Raw genomic sequence first — 21,274 nt, 5'->3', positions numbered from 1 at the left:
ATGCCGGTTTCCGTAACCCTTCCGGCGCTCGGCGAGAGCGTCACCGAGGGCACCGTCACCCGCTGGCTGAAGGCCGAGGGCGAGCGCGTCGAGGCCGACGAGCCGTTGCTCGAGGTCTCCACCGACAAGGTCGACACCGAGATCCCCGCTCCCGCCTCCGGCGTGCTGTCCTCCATCAGGGTCGCCGAGGACGAGACCGTCGAGGTCGGCGCCGAGCTGGCCCTGATCGACGACGGCTCCGGCGCCCCGGCGGCCGAGCAGGCCCCGGCCGCCGAGCAGGCCGCCCCGCCGGCTCCCGCCCCCGAGCCGCAGGCCCAGCCGTCCACCGAGCAGCCCGCCCCGGCTCCGGCGCCCAGCGCCGAGGCCTCGGCCGGCGGCGGTTCCGCCGAGGGCACGGACGTGGTCCTGCCCGCGCTCGGCGAGTCCGTCACCGAGGGCACCGTCACCCGCTGGCTGAAGTCGGTCGGTGACAGCGTCGAGGCCGACGAGCCGCTGCTGGAGGTGTCGACGGACAAGGTCGACACCGAGATCCCGGCGCCCGCCTCCGGCACGCTGCTGGAGATCGTGGTCGGCGAGGACGAGACGGCCGAGGTCGGCGCCAAGCTGGCCGTCATCGGCGAGGCCGGTGCCGCTCCGGCCGCCGCCCCCGCCCCGGCCGCCCCCGAGGCCCCGGCGCAGCCCGAGCCCGCCCCCGCGCAGCCCGAGCCCGCCCCGGCCCCGGCCCCCGCACCGGCGGCTCCGGCTCCGGCTCCGGCCCCGCAGCAGGCCGCTCCGGCGCCCGCCCCGGCCGCCCCGGCCCCGGCCCCGGCCCCGGCTCCGCAGGCGCCCGCCGCCCCGGCTCCGGCTGCCGCCCAGGCCACGGACGAGGGCGCCTACGTGACCCCGCTGGTGCGCAAGCTCGCCGCCGAGAACGGCGTCGACCTGTCCACCGTCAAGGGCACCGGCGTCGGCGGCCGCATCCGCAAGCAGGACGTCATCGCCGCCGCCGAGGCCGCCAAGGCCGCCGCGGCCGCTCCGGCTCCGGCCGCCGCCGCGCCCGCCGCGAAGAAGGCCCCGTCGCTGGAGGCCTCCCCGCTGCGCGGTCAGACCGTGAAGATGCCGCGGATCCGCAAGGTCATCGGCGACAACATGGTCAAGGCCCTGCACGAGCAGGCGCAGCTGTCCTCGGTGGTCGAGGTCGACGTCACCCGCCTGATGAAGCTGCGCGCCCGTGCCAAGGACGCGTTCGCGGCGCGCGAGGGCGTCAAGCTCTCCCCGATGCCGTTCTTCGTCAAGGCGGCGGCCCAGGCGCTGAAGGCGCACGCGCCGATCAACGCCAAGATCAACGAGGCCGAGGGGACCATCACCTACTTCGACACCGAGAACATCGGTATCGCGGTGGACTCCGAGAAGGGCCTGATGACCCCGGTCATCAAGAACGCCGGTGACCTCAACATCGCCGGTATCGCCAAGGCCACGGCGGAGCTGGCGGGCAAGGTCCGCGGCAACAAGATCACCCCGGACGAGCTGTCCGGCGCGACCTTCACCATCAGCAACACCGGTTCGCGCGGCGCGCTGTTCGACACGATCATCGTGCCGCCGGGCCAGGTCGCGATCCTCGGCATCGGTGCCACGGTCAAGCGTCCGGCCGTCATCGAGACCGAGGAGGGCACGGTCATCGGCGTCCGCGACATGACCTACCTGACCCTTTCCTACGACCACCGCCTGGTGGACGGCGCCGACGCGGCCCGTTACCTGACGGCGGTCAAGGCGATCCTGGAGGCCGGCGAGTTCGAGGTCGAGCTCGGCCTGTGACCCGACCGGTGATCTCCGGCCGCTGACACGGCCGTACGGTGCCCCCGTCCGCAAGCCCTCGATGGCTTGCGGGCGGGGGCATCGGCGTAGGGGGCGTGTAAGTCTCGTCTCACCTGGGCGAAAGCTCCCCTGTGCGCCCCTGCGGGGCGGGCTCACGGCCGTATTGTCTATTCGTCAAAGCCCCCCGGGGGCCCGAGGGCCCCGCTAAGGAGCCCCTCATGACCGCGCCCGTCGTCCACTCGCTGCGCGAACAGATCCGCGAGCACATCCTGGAAGGGATCATCAGCGGACGCTGGAAGCCGGGCGAGCGGATCGTGGAGCGGCGCATCGCGACCGAGCTGGAGGTCAGCCAGACGCCCGTGCGGGAGGCGCTGCGGGAGCTGGAGTCGCTGCGGCTGATCGAGTCGGCGCCGAACAAGGGCGTGCGGGTGCGGAACCTGACGGCGGCCGACCTGGAGGAGAGCTACCCGGTCCGGGCCGGTCTGGAGGCGATCGCGGCGGAGCTGGCGGCGGGGCGGCTGGCGGAGGACTGCTCGGCGCTGGAGCCGCACGTCGCCGCGCTGTACGAGGCGGACCGGCTGGCCGACGGGACGGGGCAGGTGCGGCACACGGTGGCGTTCCACCGGGAGCTGGTGCGGGCGGCGGGCAACTCGGTGCTGCTGCACACCTGGGAGGGGCTGGGGATCGAGGTGTTCACCGCGCTGTCGATACGGTGGCTGGGGACGGTGCAGCAGTCGTACGCGGAGGAGCACGAGGAGCTGGTCGCGGCGTTCCGGCGGCGCGATCCGCGGATCGCGGAGCTGGTGAAGGCACACGTGCTGGGGTGCGCGCCGCGGGCGTAGGCCCTGGTCGTTTTCGCCCCCGCCACCCCTTCCCGTCCCACCCCTGGGGGGTTTGTCCCCCGGACCCCCTTTTCTGCGCAGTTCCCCGCGCCCCTGAAAAGGCGCGGGGAACTGCGCGATCAGCCACGACGGGCCGGCAGTCGCCGTACGGGAGAACCCCTGTGCTCTTCCGCGCCCATACGCCCTCACCTGCGCAAACAACCCCTGGCGACAGTCACCCGGTGCCACCGCCGGAGGCACCCCGTGCCGACTTTCTCGGTATCGAGAGGTTTTGGGGCTCAACCCTTTGATCGATCATCGATCAGGGGGTTATTGTCGCCTGCGGACTTCCACCGAAGTCCCCGCCCTGTCCTGCCAAAGACCTAGGGCACCCCCGAACCCTTACCGATGAGGGAACCCCCTTCGACTGAGGAAGGCGGCGACATGACCGACCCCAACGCCATCCAGCCGAGCGAGCTCGACCAGCTCCCGGACCGCGACCCCGAGGAGACCGCCGAATGGCAGGCCTCCCTGGACGCCGTCACCAAGGCGGCCGGGCCGCACCGTGCCGCATACCTGATGCGCCGCACGCTGGAGCGCGCCGAGGGCGCCGGCATCGCGCTGCCGAAGCTCCTCGAGACCGATTACGTCAACACCATCCCCACCTCCGCCGAGCCCGCCGTGGACGGCGACGAGGCGCTGGAGCAGCGCATCACCGCCTGGAACCGCTGGAACGCGGCCGCCATGGTGACCCGCGGCAGCAAGTACGGCGTCGGCGGCCACATCGCCACCTTCGCCTCCGCCGCCTGGCTGTACGAGACCGGCTTCAACCACTTCTTCCGCGGCAAGGAGGGCGACGGCTCGGGCGACCAGCTCTACATCCAGGGCCACGCCTCCCCCGGCATCTACGCCCGCGCCTTCCTCGACGGCCGGATCGGCGAGCAGCAGCTCGACAACTTCCGCCGCGAGGCGGGCGGCAACGGACTGCCGTCCTACCCGCACCCGCGCCGGCTGCCCTGGCTGTGGGAGTTCCCCACCGTCTCCATGGGCCTCGGGCCGATCTCCGCGATCTACCAGGCGCGCTTCAACCGCTATCTGACCAGCCGCGGCATCAAGGACGTCTCCGACTCCCACGTGTGGGCGTTCCTCGGCGACGGCGAGATGGACGAGCCGGAGTCGACGGCCGCGCTCACCCTCGCCTCCCGCGAGCAGCTGGACAACCTGACCTTCGTCGTCAACTGCAACCTGCAGCGCCTCGACGGTCCGGTCCGCGCCAACTTCAAGATCGTGCAGGAGCTGGAGGCCCAGTTCCGCGGCGCCGGCTGGAACGTCGTCAAGACGCTGTGGGGCACCGCCTGGGACGAGCTGTTCCAGCTCGACACCACCGGCGCCCTGGTACGCCGGCTGCGCGAGGTGCCGGACGCGCAGGTGCAGACGTACCAGACGCGCGACGCCGCCTACATCCGCGAGGACTTCTTCGGCAAGGACCCGGCGCTCGTCGAGATGGCGAAGCTGCTGAGCGACGACAAGATCCTCGAGTGCTTCCACCTCTCGCGCGGCGGCCACGAGTCCCGCAAGGTCTACGCCGCGTACAAGGCCGCGCTCGCCCACAAGGGCGCGCCGACCGTGATCCTGGCGCAGACCGTCAAGGGTCACACCCTCGGTGAGGGCTTCGCCTCAAAGAACGCCAACCACCAGATGAAGAAGCTGTCGGTGGACGAGTTCAAGGCGATGCGCGACCGGCTGGAGCTGCCGATCCCGGACGCGCGGTTCGTCGACGGCCAGGTCCCCTACGTCCACCCGGGCGCCGACTCCCCCGAGGTCCGCTACCTCCAGGAGCGCCGCGCCGCGCTCGGCGGTCCGGCCCCGGCCCGCCGCGTGCACCCGGTCGCGCCGCTGCCGCAGCCCGCCGACAAGGCGTTCGCCGCCTTCGACAAGGGCTCCGGCTCGCAGAACGTGGCCACCACCATGGCGTTCGTCCGCCTGGTCAAGGACCTGGTCCGCGACAAGGAGACGGGCAAGCGGTGGGTGCCGATCGTCCCCGACGAGGCGCGCACCTTCGGCATGGAGAGCCTCTTCCCGTCCCTCGGCATCTACTCGCCGATGGGGCAGACGTACGAGCCGGTCGACCGTGACCAGCTGATGTACTACAAGGAAGCCAAGAACGGCCAGATCTTCAACGAGGGGATCACCGAGGCCGGCGCCATGGCCGAGTTCGTCGCCGCCTCGACGTCGTACTCGACGCACGGCGAGACGATGATCCCGTTCTACATCTACTACTCGATGTTCGGCTGGCAGCGCACCGGCGACCAGATGTGGCAGCTCGGCGACCAGCTCGGCCGCGGCTTCCTGGTCGGCGCCACGGCGGGCCGCACGACGCTGACGGGCGAGGGCCTGCAGCACGCCGACGGCCACTCGCCGGTCATCGCCGCGACCAACCCGGCGGCGCTGACGTACGACCCGGCGTTCGCGTACGAGATCGGCGTCATCGTCAAGGAAGGTCTGCGCCGGATGTTCGGCGAGGGCAAGCCGGACGAGGACCAGGACGTCTTCTACTACCTGACGGTCTACAACGAGCCGCTGCCGCAGCCGGCGAAGCCGTCGGCGGCCGGCGTCGACGAGGGCATCGTCAAGGGCCTGTACCGCTTCAACACGGCGGAGACGGCCGGGCTGACCCCCGCCGCCAACGCCCCGCGCATCCAGCTGCTCGGCTCCGGCACGGCGATCCACTGGGCGCTGAAGGCGCAGCGGCTGCTCGCGGAGGAGTGGGGCGTGGCCGCCGACGTGTGGTCCGCCACCTCGTGGACCGAGCTGCGCCGCGACGCGCTGGAGGCCGACGAGGCGCTGCTGCGCGGCGAGGAGCGGGTGCCGTTCGTCCGGCGGGCGCTCCAGGGCGCCGAGGGCCCGGTGCTGGCCGTGTCGGACTACATGCGCCAGGTCCCGGACCAGATCGCGCAGTGGGTCGAGCAGGACTACACCTCGCTGGGCGCCGACGGCTTCGGTCTGTCGGACACCCGTGAGGCGGCCCGCCGCCACTTCGGCGTCGACGCCGAGTCCATCGTCGTCGCGGCCCTGGCCCAGCTCGCCCGGCGCGGCGAGGTGAAGGCCGCGGCCGTGAAGGAAGCGCGCGACAAGTACGGCCTGTAGGGGCCAGGTCATGCAGGAGGCCCCCGGCGCTCGGTGAGCGCCGGGGGCCTCCTGCATGATGTGCTCCATGCGCGCTGCCCGGTTGATCAAGATGGTGCTCCTGCTCCAGTCCCGGCCCTCCATGACCGCCGCCGAACTGGCGAGCGAGCTGGAGGTGTCGGAGCGGACGGTCACCCGGGACGCGCAGGCGCTGTCGGAGGCCGGGGTGCCGGTGTACGCGGACCGCGGGCGGATCGGCGGCTACCGGCTGGTCGGCGGGTACCGGACGCGGCTGACGGGGCTGGCGCGCGGTGAGGCGGAGGCGCTGTTCCTGTCCGGTGTGCCGGGGGCACTGCGCGAGATGGGGCTGGAGGACACGGCCTCGGCGGCGCGCCTGAAGGTGTCGGCCGCCCTGCTGCCGTCCCTGCGGGACGCCTCCCGCACGGCGGCGCAGCGCTTCCACCTGGACGCCCCGAACTGGTTCCGCGAGCCGACGACGCCCGAGCTGCTGCCGGCCGTCGCGGACGCGGTGTGGGACGACCGGCGGATCACCGCCCGGTACCGGCGCGGCGAGGACGAGGTCGAGCGGGAGCTGGAACCGTACGGGCTCGTGCTCAAGGCAGGCGTCTGGTACCTGTGCGCGCGGGTGGCGGAGCGAGGTGCCTTCCGGGTGTACCGGATCGACCGGTTCACGGCGGTGGAGGCGGGCGGGGAGCGTTTCGAGCGGGCGGCGGACTTCGAACTGCCCGCGTTCTGGGAGGAACGGGCGGAGCAGTTCTCGCGGTCGATCCTGCGGGCGGAGGTCGTGGTGCGGCTGTCGGCGGAGGGGGTGCGCAGGCTGCCGCACGTCGTGGATCCGCCGGCCGCGCGGGAGGCTCTGGGCCGCGCGGGTGAGCCGGACGGGGGCGGGTGGGTACGGGTGACGCTGCCGGTGGAGTCGGAGGAGGTCGCCTTCACGCAGCTGACGGCGTTGGGGGCCGAGGTGGAGGTGCTGGAGCCGGGAGGGCTGCGGGAGCGGTTCGCGGCGGAGGCGGCGCGGCTGGCGGAGGTGTACGGGCGGCGGTGACGGGGTCCGGGGCCCGGGTGCGGCTGTCCGTGCGGCGCTCCCCGCCCCCGCCGCCTCTTCCCTGCCCGTTCCCGGGGTCTCCGCCCCCGGCCCCCCGTTCGCGCAGTTCCCCGCGCCCCTAGGGTGCGTGTGCGGGACGCAGGGTCGATGCTGGAGCACGTGATGGACGAGACGGAGTTCTGGGAGCTGGTGGACACGGCCCGGGAGGACGCCGGGGGCGACCCGGAGGAACAGGCCGATCTGCTCGTGGAGCGGCTCGTGCGGCTGGATCCGGAGGCGGTCCTGGACTTCGCCCGTCACTTCGAGTCCCGCTACCACCGCGCCTACCACTGGGACCTGTGGGGTGCCGCCTGGGTGCTCCTCGACGGGGCGAGCGACGACGCCTTCGACTACTTCCGGTGCTGGCTGATCGGCCAGGGCCGTGAGGTCTTCGAAGGCGCCCTGCACGACCCGGACGCGCTGGCCGACCTGCTGGACGACGACTTCGACGAGGAGATCGACGGCGACGGCGAGGACCTCGGCTACGCGGCGGACGAGGCGTACGAGCAGCTCACCGGGACGGTGGCACCGGACCTGGAGCTGCCCCCGGCCCCGGCGGAGCCGGAGGGCACACCGCTCGACTTCGAGGACGAGGCGCTGCTGGCCGAACGCTATCCGCGGCTCTGGGAGCGCTTCCGGGACTAGCGCCCGTCCGGCGGCCGGCGGATCGTGCCGCGGACCCGCGGACCCGGCTCTGCCCGATCCGGCCGGGCACGGCAGGACTCCTGCGGCTCGATCGCCGGACGGGCCCTCCGCGGGCGCCGGTCCTCGTCCGGTCACAGACGCCGGTGGGGGGTGGGCGCCTGGCGCAAGGGGGCCGCGTTGGCCTGGGTGAGGGCGGAGGCGGTGTGGGCGGCCGGTCCGAGGACGACGGCCGCGGCGGCGCACAGGGCCGCCCAGGGGCGGCGCAGCGCGTCCGCCCAGGTCGTACTTCGAGGGGTGTCACTCATGGGTGTGCTCTTCGTTCTGTGTGACGTTCCGCTTCGTTCGGGGTGTCCGGTGGGGACGCGTCGCTCTCCTTCCGCATGGCCTGCTCCGTGCTGTCGCGGCCCTGGATGCGGGCCGCGAGGGTCCTGATGTCGGGGAGGCGCGCCTTGAGGGCCGCGCCGGGGCAGCTGGTCATGAAGCCGTCGCTGTGGCCCGCGACCGCGTGCAGGGTGGCGGTGGTGCCGGCCGCGTAGCGGCTGCCGCCGTTGCTGGAGACCAGCCGCACCTCGGCGCGCGGGTCGGTGCCGGAGGTGCCGAGCTTCCAGGCGGCCAGTGCGGCGATCGCCTCCAGCATCTCGGACGGCACCACGGCGCCCTCCGTGAAGGTGCCGAGGGCGGCGATGCCGGTGGTGCGGTGGTTGAAGCCCTGGGTGTGGGCGCCGGTGACGGCGCGGTCGGTGCCGCCGGCGCGGCCCTCGTAGATGGTGCCGCAGCGGTCGACGACGAAGTTGTATCCGAGGTCGTCCCAGTCCCGGCCGACGGTCTGGCCCTCGTACAGGCCCTTGATGATGCCGGGGGAGTCCGCGCAGTCGTACGCGCCCGGTGAGTCGGTGTGATGGATGAAGACCGCGACGACCTCGTCGTCGTAGCGCGGGGGCGGCTGCTCGCGGGCTCCGTCGCCCAGCCAGACCGCGCGGGGCACGATCGGCGGCCGGGGTGCCTGGAAGGCGGGTTCGGCCCGTGCGGCGGAGGCCGTGCCGGCGGATCCGGCGGCCCGCTCGACGCCGTAGGCGCACAGCACCAGGGCGACGGCGGCGGCCAGGCCCGGCAGACAGCCGAGGGCCACCGTGGCGGCGGCCGGCAGCCGGTGGGTGCCGCGCCCGCCGGGTATCCGGGAGGCCCGGTGCTTCCGCGCTCCGCGCGGTCGTCTCGGGACACGCATGGCCCCACTGTGGGTCCGATGGCCGGGGTCCGCGATCCGTGGTGTGCCATCCGGTGGAACCATCGCCCCGGTCCGGGACGTTTTCCCCAGTGCACGCGCGCGTGGCCGCCGCCCGGCGGCCGTCGCGCGCGTGGCTGATCACCGGGCCCCTCCCCCACGTACAGGGGGGCCCGAGAGAAAGGCGGCGTGCGTGGACCTGCTCGACATCCTGCTGTTGCTGGTCGTCCTGGCCTACGCGGCGTCCGGCTACCGGCGCGGGCTGCTGGCCGGCTGTGTCTCGCTGGCCGGTTTCGTGGGCGGTGCGGTCGTCGGCGTGTGGATCCTGCCGTGGGTGATGGACCTGGTGACGGCGGGGACGACGCGGGCGACGGTGACGGCCGTGTTCACGGTGCTGCTGCCGGCCGTGGTGGGCCATGAACTGGCGGGGCGGCTGGCGCTCCGGCTGCGGCGGGAGCTCGACCGGGGCCCGCTGAGAGTGGCGGACGGGCTCGGCGGCGCGGCGGCCAACTCGGTGGCCGTGCTGATCGTGGCGTGGGTGGTGGCGAGCGTGCTGGGGGCGTCCTCGTCCCCGCTGGTGACGTCGGCGATCAGGGACTCGCGGCTGCTGGGCGCGGTGCAGGACGTGATGCCGGACACCACTCCGGCATGGTTCTCCCGGGCCACCTCGGCGCTGACCGAGGCGGGTTTCCCGCAGGTGTTCAACCCGTTCGAGAACGAGTCGACCGCCGAGGTCGCCGAGCCGTCCGGCGACAGCGTGACGGCGGCCGCGACCCGCGCGGCGCAGCGCAGCACGGTCAAGGTCGAGGGTGTGGCGGGCACGCAGGGCCGCGAGGGCAGCGGGTTCGTGTACGCGCGGGAGCACGTGATGACCAACGCCCACGTGGTGGCGGGCATCGACGAGCCGACCGTGCGCGTGGGCGGCGTCGGGCGGACGTACGAGGCGCGGGTGGTGCTCTTCGACCCGCAGAAGGACGTGGCCGTGCTGTACGTGCCGGACCTGCGGGCCCCGGTGCTGGAGTTCGTGGACGACGCGGGGCGCGGCGACTCGGCGGTGGTCGCGGGCTATCCGCAGGACGGCGACCTGAACCTGCAGGCGGCGACGGTGGCGGGCCGGCTCCAGGCCAGGGGGCAGAACATCTACAGCGACGCGACGGTCACCCGTGAGATCTACTCGATCCGCTCCACCGTCCGCCCCGGCAACTCCGGCGGCCCGCTGCTGACCACCGACGGCCGGGTGTTCGGTGTGGTGTTCGCGCGTTCCACCACGGACACCGAGACGGGCTACGTCCTGACGGCGGACGAGGTCAAGGAGGACGCCGAGCGCGCGGCGGACGCGACGACGCCGGTGGACACGGGCGAGGTGGTGGCCTCCTAGGGGGCGTCCTGACGGCCGGTCACACCAGCGGCCGGCCCATCAGGACGTCGTCGGCGTACACGCCGTCGAGGAGGAACTCCCCGGGCAGCACCCCCTCCACGGCGAAGCCCTCCGACGCGTACAGCGCACGGGCGGCCGTGTTGTGGCCCAGGACGCGCAGCGTGATCCGGCGGGCGCCCCGGCGCCGGGCTTCCGCCACGGCGGCCCGCACCAGGGCCCGGCCCGCGCCCCTGCCGCGTGCCTCCTCGGCGACGGCGAGGCCGCGGATGTCCCGGACGTGCTCGTTGCACTCGAGCGGGGTCGGACGGCCGAGCCTGACGTAGCCCACGAGGCGGCCGTCGTGCTCGGCGACCAGGTGCGCGTCCGGTCCGCACGTCTCGCGGAAGAACGGCTCGTCCGGCCCGGGCCGCGGCATGACGGCGAACTCGTGGGACCAGGTCTCACGGTCGAGGCGCGCCAGGTCGCCCTCGTCCTCGGCGCGGGCGGGGCGTATGAGCGGCTCGGTCATGGCGTCAGGGTACGGCCCGGGCGAGTGGCCCTGCCGTGCATTTCGCGCCGCCGGGGGCAGGATGGACGGCATGGAACGTGCGCGAATCGCGGTGGCCGGGGCGTCCGGGCTCATCGGGACCGCCCTGGTGCGGTCCCTGACGGCGGACGGACACACGGTGGTCCGGCTGGTGCGGGGGGAGCCCCGGGGGGCGGACGAGGTCCGGTGGGACCCCGAGCGGGGGTCCGTGGACGCGGCCGGGCTCGCCGGGTGCGACGCGGTGGTGAATCTGGCGGGGGCGGGCGTGGGCGACCACCGCTGGACGGACGACTACAAGGCGCGGATCCGCGCCAGCCGCGTACGGGGCACGGGCGCGCTGGCCGAGGCGGTCGCCGGACTGCCCGAGGACGTACGGCCCCGGGTGTTCGTGAACGGCAGCGCGATCGGCTACTACGGCGAGACCGGGGACCGGGCGGTGGACGAGAGTGCTCCGCCGGGTGAGGGGTTCCTGCCGCGGGTGTGCGTGGAGTGGGAGTCCGCGGCGGAGCCCGCGCGGGAGGCGGGCGTGCGGACGGTGTTCGCGCGGACCGGTCTGGTGGTGGCGCGCGGGGGCGGCGCGTGGGGCAGGCTCTTCCCGCTCTTCCGGGCCGGTCTGGGCGGACGGATGGGCGACGGACGCCAGTACTGGTCCTTCATCGCCCTGCACGACGAGGTGGCGGCGCTGCGCCACCTCCTCGGCACCGACGGGCTGTCCGGCCCGTTCAACCTGACGGCCCCCCATCCGGTGACCAACCGGGAGGTCACCGCGACGATGGCCCGGGTGCTGCGGCGGCCGGCGGTGTTCGCGGTGCCGGAGCCGGTACTGCGGACGGTCCTGGGCGAGATGGCCGGGGACGTGCTGGGCAGTGCACGGGTGCTGCCGGCGCGGCTGCTGGAGTCGGGCTTCCGCTTCGCGTTCCCGCGGATCGAGGAGGCGGTGCGCGCGGCCCTGTGAGCGGCGCGCGGCCCGCCACGGGGAGAAGCACCACGAGCGGATACGACCGCATCCGACCACCACACGCACGGAACTGAGCCCCCTGCGACCTCACTGTGCCCATCCGACGTGCGTATGCGACCGTCGTGCGCCCGTGCACTGCCCATGCGCGACTGACCCGGCGACCGATCACGGACCTACCCTCGACCAGAACTCGGGTATCCCTGGGGCCAGTTGAGGGCATGACGTCTCCAGCGCCCGCGCAACCTCGAGGAGGGGCACGTGCTTGGACCCACGTACCAGGCGGACGTCGTCGTCGTGGGAGCCGGGATCGCCGGACTCTCCGCGGCTCGACGACTGACCAGCGCAGGAGTCACCACCATCGTCCTGGAGGCAGCCCACGAGGTGGGCGGTCGCATGGCGACCGAGAAGACCGACGGCTTCCGGCTCGACAGGGTCGGGCGGCTGCTGTCCACGGCCTATCCCGAACTGCGGGAGACCCCGGGGCTCGAAGGGCTGGTACTGAGGCCCTTCGACCCCGGTGTCCTGCTGCACAGCGACGGACGGCACCACCGCGCGGGCGCGCAGCCGGGCGCAAGGGGGGCGCGCAGCGCGAGGGGCGCCCTGCACGCGGTGCGCGCCCTGGCGAGCGCTCCCCGGCCCGGGGCGGGCCCCAGGAGGCCGGTGGCCGTGCCGGGCCGGCAGGTGTCCGTGCCCCGCAACCGCAGCGGCGCCCCGCTGGGCACGGCGGTGGACCAGGCCCGGCTGGGGGCGGCGCTGACCAGGCTCGCGGGCACGCCCGCCGAGCGGCTGCTGGCGCGGCCCGAACTGCCCGCCGCCGAGGCGCTGGTGTCCCGTGGCCTGCCCGCCCGTACCATCTACGGCTTCCTGCGCCCGCTGCTCGCCGCGCTGTTGTGCGACCCGGACCTCGTGACCTCCAGCCGGTGCGCGGATCTGGCGCTGCACGCCTTCGCGAGCGGACGGCTGTGCCTGCCGGAGGGCGGCGCGCAGGCGCTGCCGCAGCGGCTGGCGCGGACGCTGCCGCCGGGCACGGTGCGCACGGGGGTGCGGGTCACGTCCGTGTCCACGACCTCGGTGACCACCGCGGAGCACGGCGAGTTCCGGTGCGGCGCGGTGCTGGTGGCGACGGGGGCGCGGGCGGCGGCGGAGCTGCTGCCGGGGCTGCGGGTGCCGGGCTTCCACCCGGTGACGGTGGTGCACCACACGACCGACGCGGTCCTGTCGACCGGGGCGTCGCTGCTGCTGGACGCGGACCGGGGCGGGCCGGTGGCGCACACGGCGGTCGTCAGCGCGGTCGACCCGTCCCGCGCGCCGGCCGGACGCACACTGGTGACCTCGACGGTCCTCGGGCCGGCGACGCCGGGGCTGGACACGGCGGTGCGGATGCATCTGGCGCGGCTGTACGGGGTGTCCACGGCGCGGTGGGAGACGCTGGCGGTGCGTCACACCGCGGAGGCGGTACCGCAGATGCGGCCGCCGCACGACCTGCGGCGGCCGGTGCGGTTGCTGGCGGGGCTGTACGTGTGCGGGGACCACCGGGACACGGGGTCCGTGCAGGGGGCGTTGCACTCCGCTCGGCGGGTGGCGGCGGCGCTGCTCGCGGACCTGGGTGTGAACCGGTCGCTGCACACGGCGGACCCGGTGCCGACGGCCCACGCGGCGTGACGCTGCCGCGTCGCGTGCGCTGGACAGGCCCGGCGTCGGTGCGGGCCGGGGGCCGGCGCGCGCCCCGGCACGTACCCGTCGCCCGGCGTGGGTGTGGGCCGGGGCTTCACGCAGCCCGGCACTGCACCGGTTGCCCGGCGGGGGTGCGGGCCGGGGGGTGTTCGCGCAGCCCGGCGCTTACGGGGCGCCGTCGCGCCCACCCGTGCCGCCCTGCGGCACGACTGCCCGCGGAGAGCGGACGGCGGGTGTGGGCGTAGTCGCCGACGGCGGGGAGGGGACGGGGCGGGGGTGGCCGCCCGCAGCGGCTGGCGCGTCCGCACCGTTCACCACCACCAGGCGACACTCTCGCGCCAGTCCGAGGACGGACACCCCCGGCCCGGCCCCGCACCACCCACCGCAGGCGCTACCCGAGCCCCCACCGCACGGACAGCGGCGCCGCAGGCGCTACCCAAGCCCCCACCCGACGGAAGGCGGCGCCGCAGGCGCTACCCAAGCCCTCACCCAACGGAAGGCGGCGCCGCAGGCATACGACCGACCACCGTCAGCTGTGCGCCGCCACCCTGTCGCGATAGGTGCGGACCGGCCCCGCGTCGCGGTACGGCTCCAGTTTGCGTTCGAAGTCGCGGACGTACTCCAACGCCCGCACGGACCGCATCTCGGCCGCCTGCCCGGCGGCCTCCGCGGCCAGCTGGCACGCCTGGTCCAGTTCGCCGAGCCCCAGCCGCGCGGTGGCCAGCACCATCCGGCAGAGCAGCCTGCTGCGGGCGTACCCCGGCGCCCGCAGCTGCAGCGAGCGCTCCGCGTGCTGCGCGGCGGCCCGGAACTGCTGCAGGTCCCGGTGGCAGTGACCGAACTCGTCCGCGAGCTGCGCCTCGTCGAAGAAGCGCGCCCAGTACGGCACCTCGTCCCCCGCCCGCGCGCTCTCCAGCGCGCGTTCCGCGCGCACCAGCGCCGCCGTGGAGGCCCGTACCTCGCCGAGCACCGCGTGCCCCCGCGCCTCGACGGCGTGCAGCAGCGACTGCACGGCGGCCGGCGCGGAGCCCCCCGCGCCCTGCTGCGCGACCCGCGCGAGCTGCACGGCCTCCCGCCCGTGGCCGAGGTAGACGGCCTGCCGGCTCATGGTGACCAGGACGTACGCCCCGTAGGGCCGGTCCCCCGCCGCCTGCGCGAGCCGCAACGCCTGCACGAAGTACCGCTGGGCGAGCCCGTGCGCGGCGATGTCGTACGAGGTCCATCCGGCCAGCCGGGTCAGATCCGCGGCGGCGGCGAACAGCCGGCGGCCCGTCTGTTCGCCGTACGTGCCCCGCAGCATCGGCTCGCACTCGTGTTCCAGGTATCGCACGAGGGCCTGGCGGGCGTGTCCGCCCCCGTACGCGTCGTCGAGCGTGCGGAACAGCTCGCCGACCGACCGCAGGGCGGCGATGTCGCCGCCGGTGACCCGCTGCCCCGGCCCGCGTTCGGCGGTGCCGCGCCTGCGGGCGAGGAGGTCGGACGGCGACAGGGCGCGGGGTGCGGGACGGCCCTGGGCGGGCACCCGGGCGGGCGGTTCCGCGCGGGCGACCTTCTCGTCGGCCCGCCCGATGAGCCAGTCCCGGCTCGGCACGACCAGTCCCGCCGAGGTGAAGGCGATCTTGCGCAGTTCGGCGTGGCTGCCGGAGTCCTTGCGCCACAGCCCGCTGACGATGTCGACGGCCTCCTCCGGACCGGCCGCGAACTCCAGTCCCGCGTAGACCGGGGCGCAGGCGTCGAGCCCCAGGTCCTGGGCGGTCAGGCGGCGTCCCAGCCGCCGGGTGAACACCTCGGCGATCAGCGCCGGAGTGGTCCCGCGCGGCTGCTGGCCGCGCAGCCAGCGCGTCACGGAGGTCTTGTCGTATCTCAGGTCGAGCCCGTGTTCCAGACCGAGCTGGTCCACGCGACGGGCGAGTCCCGCGTTGGAGAACCCCGCTTCTGCGATGAGCGCGGCGAGCTGTCGGTTGGGGGTGCGCTGCGCGGGTCGTTCCGTCATCTGCGGTGCGGTCTCCTGCCTTCCGGCTGTGGGTGGTGCCCGGATTGCCTGTGAGCAGCCCTTATGGCGTCACGGGACGGCGCGAATGTAGCGGAGAGTGAGCACCCGATCGCAGTCAACAACCGGCATTCATCCGATCGTGTGAGGATTGACCCGAAAGCTGACGGGCGGGTGGCGGACGTACAGTGGCGTGGGCGCGTTTCGTGCCTGACGACCTTCTAGGGAGGCGCTTCGCCGTGAGTGAGTTGCGGTTCGTCCGGATGGGCTTCGGGGCCGAGGCCGTCGACTACCGGCTGGCCTGGGACGAGCAGCGCCGGGTGCACGCGGCCCGGTTCGCCGACGAGGCGCCCGACACCGTGATCCTCCTGGAGCACCCCCCGGTCTACACGGCCGGCCGGCGCACCGAGGCGAGCGAGCGCCCCCTCGACGGCACCCCCGTCATCGACGTGGACCGCGGCGGCAAGATCACCTGGCACGGCCCCGGCCAGCTGGTGGGCTACCCGATCCAGAAGCTGCCCCGACCGGTGGACGTGGTCGCGCACGTCCGGCGCCTGGAGGAAGCCCTGATCCGCACCTGCGCCGACTTCGGCCTGGAAACCACGCGGGTCGAGGGCCGCAGCGGCGTCTGGGTCCTCGGCGACCCGGTCGAGCGCCGCCCCGCGCTCGGCGGGCTCTCCCTCGATTTCGACCCCCGGCTGCAGGACGACGAGTTCGACCCCCGCCTCAACGGCCCGGAGTACGCGCCGTCCAACGCCGGCCAGCGCCGCGAGGACCGCAAGATCGCCGCGATCGGCATCCGCGTGGCCAAGGGCGTCACCATGCACGGCTTCGCACTGAACGTGAACCCCGACAACAAGTGGTTCGACAAGATCATCCCGTGCGGTATCCGCGACGCGGGCGTCGCCTCCCTGGCGAACGAACTCGGCCGGGACGTCACGATCGACGAGGTGCTCCCCGTCGTGGAGCGCCACCTCCGGGACATCCTCCTCAACGCGGAGCTGAAGCCGCGGGAGATCGAGAGAACACCGGCATAAACGCCGCCCGCCCGGCGTTGAACGCCACGGGCGTCCAGGCCAGGGCCAGGACCGGGCGGGGCAGCCCTCAGCGGGGCCACACCCTCGCCGGGCCTTCACATCAACGGGCGTACGCTTGACCACGCCGAAGAATCAATCGCTAGGGAGCCGGTCGTGTCCGCAGTCGCACCCGACGGACGCAAGATGCTGCGCCTGGAGGTCCGCAACAGCCAGACCCCCATCGAGCGCAAGCCCGAGTGGATCAAGACCCGGGCGAAAATGGGCCCCGAGTACTCCAAGATGCAGAACCTGGTCAAGAGCGAGGGTCTGCACACCGTCTGCCAGGAAGCCGGCTGCCCGAACATCTACGAGTGCTGGGAGGACCGCGAGGCGACCTTCCTCATCGGCGGCGACCAGTGCACCCGGCGCTGCGACTTCTGCCAGATCGACACGGGCAAACCCGAGGCGCTGGACCGTGACGAGCCGCGCCGCGTGGGCGAGTCGGTCGTCACCATGGACCTGAACTACGCCACCATCACCGGCGTCGCCCGCGACGACCTGGAGGACGGCGGCGCCTGGCTGTACGCGGAGACCGTGCGCCAGATCCACGCGCAGACCGCGGAGCGCGCCGACGGCCGCACCAAGGTCGAGCTGCTGGCCCCCGACTTCAACGCCGTGCCGGAGCAGCTGGCCGAGGTCTTCTCCTCCCGCCCGGAGGTCTTCGCGCACAACGTCGAGACCGTCCCGCGGATCTTCAAGCGGATCCGCCCCGGCTTCCGCTACGACCGCTCCCTGAAGGTCATCACCGAGGCCCGCGACTTCGGCCTGGTCACCAAGTCCAACCTGATCCTCGGCATGGGCGAGACCCGGGAAGAGGTCGGCGAGGCGCTGCGCCAGCTGCACGACGCGGGTTGCGAACTGGTCACCATCACGCAGTACCTGCGGCCCTCCGTGCGCCACCACCCCGTGGAGCGCTGGGTGAAGCCGCACGAGTTCGTGGAGCTGAAGGAGGAGGCCGAGCAGATCGGCTTCTCCGGTGTGATGTCCGGCCCACTCGTCCGCTCCTCCTACCGCGCCGGCCGCCTCTACCGGATGGCCGTCGAGAAGCGGGGCGCGTACGTGGCCTCCCAGGCCGTCTGAGACAGGCCCCGAAGGCGCCGGCCGGGGCGCCGGACACCACGTGTGAATTCACGCACAAGGCCCTACCGGTCAGTAGTGGCCGAGAGAACGCGGTCCCGACCGTCCTCGCAGATGAGGGCACAGGTCGGGACCGCGTCGGCGTTCCCGGACCGCCCACCGGGGCTTCATGCCTGTTTGACCGGCTGGTCACGCCCTGGTAACACCAGTCAGTGAGCCTGGAATCACCGCACGTACACCGCGTACACCCCTACCCGCCCGCACCGAGGGAGACCTCCACCATGCAGGCCGCGCCCGTCCGCGCCACACCCATCCCGTCCTTCACCACCGCACTGCGCGCCGTCGAGTCGCTGCTCATGAGCAGCGGCCAGCGCACCGCCCGCCGCAACGCCTGGACCTCCGTGCTGGAGGACCGCCGGCGTGCCAAGGACCGGGACGAGACCCAGCGCGTCCTCGACCGGACCGCCTCCCCCCGCCTCTGAGGCCCGTCACCCCCGGCACTGCCGTCGAAGGCGCTCCGGGGGGCACGTAGACTTCATGGCATGGCGAGGAAGGAAACCGCAGCGGACGCTGCGAACCCCGGGCGACTGAAGCAGATCGCCCTGACCTACAAGATGACCCGCAGGGCCGACAAGAAGATCGGTCTTGTACTCGCGGCTGTCGGAATCGTCACCTTCGGTGTCTTCCTCGCGATCGGTTTCTTGATCGGGCACCCCATCTATCTCGGCATCCTGGGCTTCCTGCTCGCCTTCCTCGCGACGGCGATCGTGTTCGGGCGCCGGGCCGAGCGGGCTGCCTTCGGGCAGATGGAGGGACAGCCGGGCGCCGCCGCGGCCGTGCTCGACAACATCGGCCGGGGCTGGACGACCACCCCGGCGGTGGCGATGAACCGCAGCCAGGACGTGGTGCACCGCGCGGTCGGCAAGGCCGGCATCGTGCTGGTGGCCGAGGGCAACCCGAACCGGGTGAAGAGCCTGCTGGCGGCCGAGAAGAAGAAGATGAACCGCATCGTCGCGGACGTACCGGTGCACGACCTGATCGTGGGCACGGGCGAGGGCCAGGTGGAGCTGAAGAAGCTGCGCACGACGATGCTCAAGCTGCCCCGGGTGCTCACCGGCCCGCAGGTCACCGTGACCAACGACCGGCTGCGCGCCCTCGGCGACCTGATGAGCAACATGCCGCTCCCCAAGGGCCCGATGCCCAAGGGAATGAAGCTGCCGAAGGGCGGCGGCGGCCAGCGGGGCCGCTGAGCCCCCCCCACCCCCGTGTGGATACGCCGATGGGGCGCCGGAAGGATTCCGGCGCCCCATCGGCGTATCCGTCATGTCCCGGGAGCGGATCAGCCGGACCGGACGTCCCGAAGCGGATCAGCCGTCCCGGGTGCGGACCTCAGATCCGCACCTCGACCGTGCGGGCCAGCCGGTCGTGCAGTCCGCGGCCGTCGCGGTCCCAGACGAGGGCGGGGACGGCCAGGCACAGCAGGGCCGAACGCACCAGCCCGCGCAGCGGCTGCACCCGGCCGCTGTCGAGGGCGACGACCCGCAGCCCGAACAGGCGCTTGCCCGGGGTGAATCCGACCGTGCCGACGGTCAGGACGCTCAGCACCAGGAACACCAGCAGCGCCCAGTTGCCGGTCGACTGTCCGTCGTAGCCGTCGGTGATGAGACCGTATGCGATCAGCATGCACAGACCCCAGTCCACCGCGAGGGCGCCGAGCCTGCGGCCGGGGCGGGCGATCGAGCCCGGCCCGTCCTCCGGCAGTCCCAGCTGCTCGCCCCGGTAACCGAAGTCGGCACCGGCGTCCTCCAGGGCCGCGCGCGGCCCGGACAGCCATGATCCGATTGCTTGCCTGTTGTCCACCCGTCCACGGTACTGCGCACGGATATGACCACAGGACGGCGGGGTGCGGCGGGGCTACCGTGGAAGAGGGGCTGGTTAACTTGTGCGAAACAAATGGGTCACGCACGAGAAATGACCCGTCCCTAGGGTCGAGTGCAGCGAGTGCCGCCCACACCCGGCAGCACAGACGATCTACCACCCCGGCGGGACGGTCGGGAGTAGGAGGAGCTGGATGTTCCAGAACGCCGACGACGCCAAGAAGTACCTCGCGGACGAGGACGTCAAGTTCATCGATGTCCGGTTCTGCGACCTGCCGGGTGTGATGCAGCACGTCACGATCCCCGCCGAGGCGTTCGACCCCGACGAGGAGCTGGCGTTCGACGGCTCGTCGATCCGCGGGTTCCAGGCCATCCACGAGTCCGACATGTCGCTGCGCGCGGACCTGTCGACCGCGCGGATCGACCCGTTCCGCCGCGACAAGACGCTGAACATCAACTTCTTCATCCACGACCCGATCACGGGCGAGGCCTACTCCCGCGACCCGCGCAACGTGGCCAGGAAGGCCGAGGCGTACCTGACCTCCACGGGGATCGCGGACACCGCGTACTTCGGACCCGAGGCCGAGTTCTACGTCTTCGACAGCGTGCGCTTCAAGACCTCCGAGAACGAGTCCTTCTACCACATCGACTCCGAGGCGGGCGCCTGGAACACCGGCGCCCTGGAGGACAACCGCGGGTACAAGGTCCGTTACAAGGGCGGCTACTTCCCGGTCCCGCCGGTCGACCACTTCGCCGACCTGCGCGCCGAGATGTCCCTGGAGCTCGCCAAGTCGGGCCTGAAGGTCGAGCGCCAGCACCACGAGGTGGGCACCGCCGGCCAGGCGGAGATCAACTACCGGTTCAACACGCTGCTCGCCGCCGCCGACGACCTGCAGCTCTTCAAGTACATCATCAAGAACGTCGCCTGGCGCAACGGCAAGACCGCGACCTTCATGCCGAAGCCGATCTTCGGTGACAACGGTTCGGGCATGCACGTCCACCAGTCGCTGTGGACGGGCGGCGAGCCGCTCTTCTACGACGAGCAGGGCTACGCCGGCCTGTCGGACACCGCCCGCTACTACATCGGCGGCATCCTCCGGCACGCCCCGTCGCTGCTGGCCTTCACCAACCCGACGGTGAACTCCTACCACCGTCTGGTGCCGGGCTTCGAGGCCCCGGTGAACCTGGTGTACTCGCAGCGCAACCGCTCCGCCGCGATGCGCATCCCGATCACCGGGTCGAACCCGAAGGCCAAGCGCGTGGAGTTCCGCGCCCCCGACGCCTCCGGCAACCCGTACCTGGCCTTCTCGGCCCTGCTCCTCGCGGGCCTGGACGGCGTCAAGAACAAGATCGAGCCGGCCGAGCCGATCGACAAGGACCTCTACGAGCTGGCTCCCGAGGAGCACGCCAACGTGGCCCAGGTCCCCACCTCCCTCGGTGCCGTGCTGGACCGTCTCGAGGCCGACCACGAGTTCCTCCTCCAGGGCGACGTGTTCACGCCGGACCTGATCGAGACGTGGATCGACTTCAAGCGCCAGAACGAGATCGCCCCGCTCCAGCTCCGCCCGCACCCGCACGAGTTCGAGCTGTACTTCGACGTGTGATCCGCCCGCGTCACGACGGCGCCCCCGTCCCCGGCCGTCCGGGGGCGGGGGCGCCGTCGTGTGTCCGGAAAGCTTCCCTCTGCGCGCCCGGGGAGGGATCCTTGGTCTGACACCGTTGTTCGAGAGAAAGTCACGGGGATGTCCGAAAGGGACGAAGAGGAGCGGGAGTTCGACCTCACGTGGGCGGACGGCGCCGAGCACAAGGAGCCGTCGGCCCGGGCCCGTATGCTCGCCGCCCGCTGGAAGGACAACCCGCCCGGACCGGTGCCGTTCCGGGCCGACCCGGAGCACCGGGGCTCCTCCGGCCGCTCCTCGTGGGTCTCCACCGCGGTGGTGCTCGGCTGCGTGGCCGCGATCATCGTGCTGCTGGGGTACGTCAACTTCCGGGGCTCCTACTAGGC

The 21,274-nt window shown here is 72.9% G+C and carries 19 protein-coding genes; 14 read left to right on the top strand and 5 right to left on the bottom strand.

The window, feature by feature from the left end; genetic code table 11:
• The 5 genes from sucB to IE172_RS03780 all read left to right on the top strand — a co-directional run bounded on the left by sucB (position 1) and on the right by IE172_RS03780 (position 7,491).
• Positions 1-1,794, top strand: a complete 1,794-nt coding sequence (sucB, locus tag IE172_RS03800) for a 2-oxoglutarate dehydrogenase, E2 component, dihydrolipoamide succinyltransferase (RefSeq protein ID WP_190095600.1) — start codon at positions 1-3, stop codon at positions 1,792-1,794.
• Positions 1,795-2,012: 218 nt separating this feature from the next.
• Positions 2,013-2,636: a GntR family transcriptional regulator gene (locus tag IE172_RS03795; RefSeq protein WP_189555461.1), complete on the top strand. Its 624-nt coding sequence runs from the start codon at positions 2,013-2,015 to the stop codon at positions 2,634-2,636.
• Between the two features lie 423 nt (positions 2,637-3,059).
• The gene (gene aceE / locus IE172_RS03790) at positions 3,060-5,762 is read left to right on the top strand and encodes a pyruvate dehydrogenase (acetyl-transferring), homodimeric type (protein ID WP_190095599.1); all 2,703 of its coding nucleotides are present in this window, start codon (positions 3,060-3,062) and stop codon (positions 5,760-5,762) included.
• Between the two features lie 67 nt (positions 5,763-5,829).
• The gene (locus tag IE172_RS03785; protein ID WP_190095598.1) at positions 5,830-6,807 is read left to right on the top strand and encodes a helix-turn-helix transcriptional regulator; all 978 of its coding nucleotides are present in this window, start codon (positions 5,830-5,832) and stop codon (positions 6,805-6,807) included.
• Positions 6,808-6,969: 162 nt separating this feature from the next.
• Complete coding sequence (locus tag IE172_RS03780) at positions 6,970-7,491, top strand: DUF4240 domain-containing protein (RefSeq protein WP_190096000.1); 522 nt, start codon at positions 6,970-6,972, stop codon at positions 7,489-7,491.
• Positions 7,492-7,622: 131 nt separating this feature from the next.
• On the opposite strand, the gene IE172_RS03775 is transcribed toward IE172_RS03780, so the two are convergent.
• Both IE172_RS03775 and IE172_RS03770 read right to left on the bottom strand, forming a co-directional pair.
• Positions 7,623-7,796 (bottom strand): hypothetical protein, encoded by a 174-nt coding sequence (locus tag IE172_RS03775; protein ID WP_190095597.1) that lies wholly within the window; start codon positions 7,794-7,796, stop codon positions 7,623-7,625.
• The gene (locus tag IE172_RS03770; RefSeq protein WP_229885796.1) at positions 7,793-8,620 is read right to left on the bottom strand and encodes a peptidoglycan recognition protein family protein; all 828 of its coding nucleotides are present in this window, start codon (positions 8,618-8,620) and stop codon (positions 7,793-7,795) included. Before IE172_RS03770 ends, IE172_RS03775 begins: the two co-directional genes overlap by 4 nt.
• A 286-nt stretch (positions 8,621-8,906) precedes the next feature.
• On the opposite strand from IE172_RS03770, the gene IE172_RS03765 reads away from it, so the two are divergent.
• Positions 8,907-10,091, top strand: coding sequence for a MarP family serine protease (locus tag IE172_RS03765; RefSeq protein ID WP_190095595.1), 1,185 nt, complete (start codon positions 8,907-8,909; stop codon positions 10,089-10,091).
• A 19-nt stretch (positions 10,092-10,110) separates the two neighbouring features.
• On the opposite strand, the gene IE172_RS03760 is transcribed toward IE172_RS03765, so the two are convergent.
• Positions 10,111-10,599 carry a GNAT family N-acetyltransferase gene (locus tag IE172_RS03760; protein WP_190095594.1) on the bottom strand — a complete coding sequence of 163 codons (489 nt, stop codon included), beginning with the start codon at positions 10,597-10,599 and terminating at the stop codon, positions 10,111-10,113.
• A 70-nt stretch (positions 10,600-10,669) separates the two neighbouring features.
• Here IE172_RS03760 and IE172_RS03755 point away from each other — a divergent pair, with 70 nt between their 5' ends.
• Positions 10,670-11,572: a TIGR01777 family oxidoreductase gene (locus tag IE172_RS03755; RefSeq protein WP_190095593.1), complete on the top strand. Its 903-nt coding sequence runs from the start codon at positions 10,670-10,672 to the stop codon at positions 11,570-11,572.
• A 261-nt stretch (positions 11,573-11,833) separates the two neighbouring features.
• Positions 11,834-13,237: an NAD(P)/FAD-dependent oxidoreductase gene (locus tag IE172_RS03750; protein ID WP_190095592.1), complete on the top strand. Its 1,404-nt coding sequence runs from the start codon at positions 11,834-11,836 to the stop codon at positions 13,235-13,237.
• A gap of 541 nt (positions 13,238-13,778) precedes the next feature.
• On the opposite strand, the gene IE172_RS03745 is transcribed toward IE172_RS03750, so the two are convergent.
• Positions 13,779-15,242: an NsdA family TPR-like regulatory protein gene (locus IE172_RS03745; RefSeq protein WP_190095591.1), complete on the bottom strand. Its 1,464-nt coding sequence runs from the start codon at positions 15,240-15,242 to the stop codon at positions 13,779-13,781.
• 236 nt (positions 15,243-15,478) lie between these two features.
• Between IE172_RS03745 and lipB the strand changes: the two genes are divergently transcribed.
• The 4 genes from lipB to IE172_RS03725 all read left to right on the top strand — a co-directional run bounded on the left by lipB (position 15,479) and on the right by IE172_RS03725 (position 18,642).
• Entirely contained in the window at positions 15,479-16,276 is a 798-nt protein-coding gene (gene lipB / locus IE172_RS03740) for a lipoyl(octanoyl) transferase LipB (protein WP_190095590.1), read from the top strand.
• Between the two features lie 153 nt (positions 16,277-16,429).
• Positions 16,430-17,395: a lipoyl synthase gene (lipA, locus tag IE172_RS03735; protein ID WP_190095589.1), complete on the top strand. Its 966-nt coding sequence runs from the start codon at positions 16,430-16,432 to the stop codon at positions 17,393-17,395.
• A gap of 278 nt (positions 17,396-17,673) precedes the next feature.
• Entirely contained in the window at positions 17,674-17,874 is a 201-nt protein-coding gene (locus IE172_RS03730) for an SCO2195 family GlnR-regulated protein (protein WP_190095588.1), read from the top strand.
• A gap of 60 nt (positions 17,875-17,934) precedes the next feature.
• On the top strand, positions 17,935-18,642 hold the full coding sequence (locus IE172_RS03725) for a DUF4191 domain-containing protein (RefSeq protein ID WP_190095587.1): 708 nt from the start codon (positions 17,935-17,937) through the stop codon (positions 18,640-18,642).
• A gap of 139 nt (positions 18,643-18,781) precedes the next feature.
• Here IE172_RS03725 and IE172_RS03720 read toward each other — a convergent pair whose 3' ends face one another.
• The gene (locus IE172_RS03720) at positions 18,782-19,252 is read right to left on the bottom strand and encodes an RDD family protein (protein WP_190095586.1); all 471 of its coding nucleotides are present in this window, start codon (positions 19,250-19,252) and stop codon (positions 18,782-18,784) included.
• Between the two features lie 211 nt (positions 19,253-19,463).
• Between IE172_RS03720 and glnA the strand changes: the two genes are divergently transcribed.
• Both glnA and IE172_RS03710 read left to right on the top strand, forming a co-directional pair.
• Positions 19,464-20,873 carry a type I glutamate--ammonia ligase gene (gene glnA, locus IE172_RS03715; RefSeq protein ID WP_190095585.1) on the top strand — a complete coding sequence of 470 codons (1,410 nt, stop codon included), beginning with the start codon at positions 19,464-19,466 and terminating at the stop codon, positions 20,871-20,873.
• A gap of 138 nt (positions 20,874-21,011) precedes the next feature.
• Positions 21,012-21,272, top strand: a complete 261-nt coding sequence (locus tag IE172_RS03710) for an SCO2583/SCO2584 N-terminal domain-containing protein (protein WP_190095584.1) — start codon at positions 21,012-21,014, stop codon at positions 21,270-21,272.
• The last annotated feature ends 2 nt before the right edge of the window (positions 21,273-21,274 follow it).

The organism is Streptomyces griseoflavus, from assembly GCF_014649995.1.
Classification (GTDB): Bacteria; Actinomycetota; Actinomycetes; order Streptomycetales; family Streptomycetaceae; genus Streptomyces; species Streptomyces griseoflavus.
This window is presented reverse-complemented; position numbering and strand designations above follow the sequence as displayed.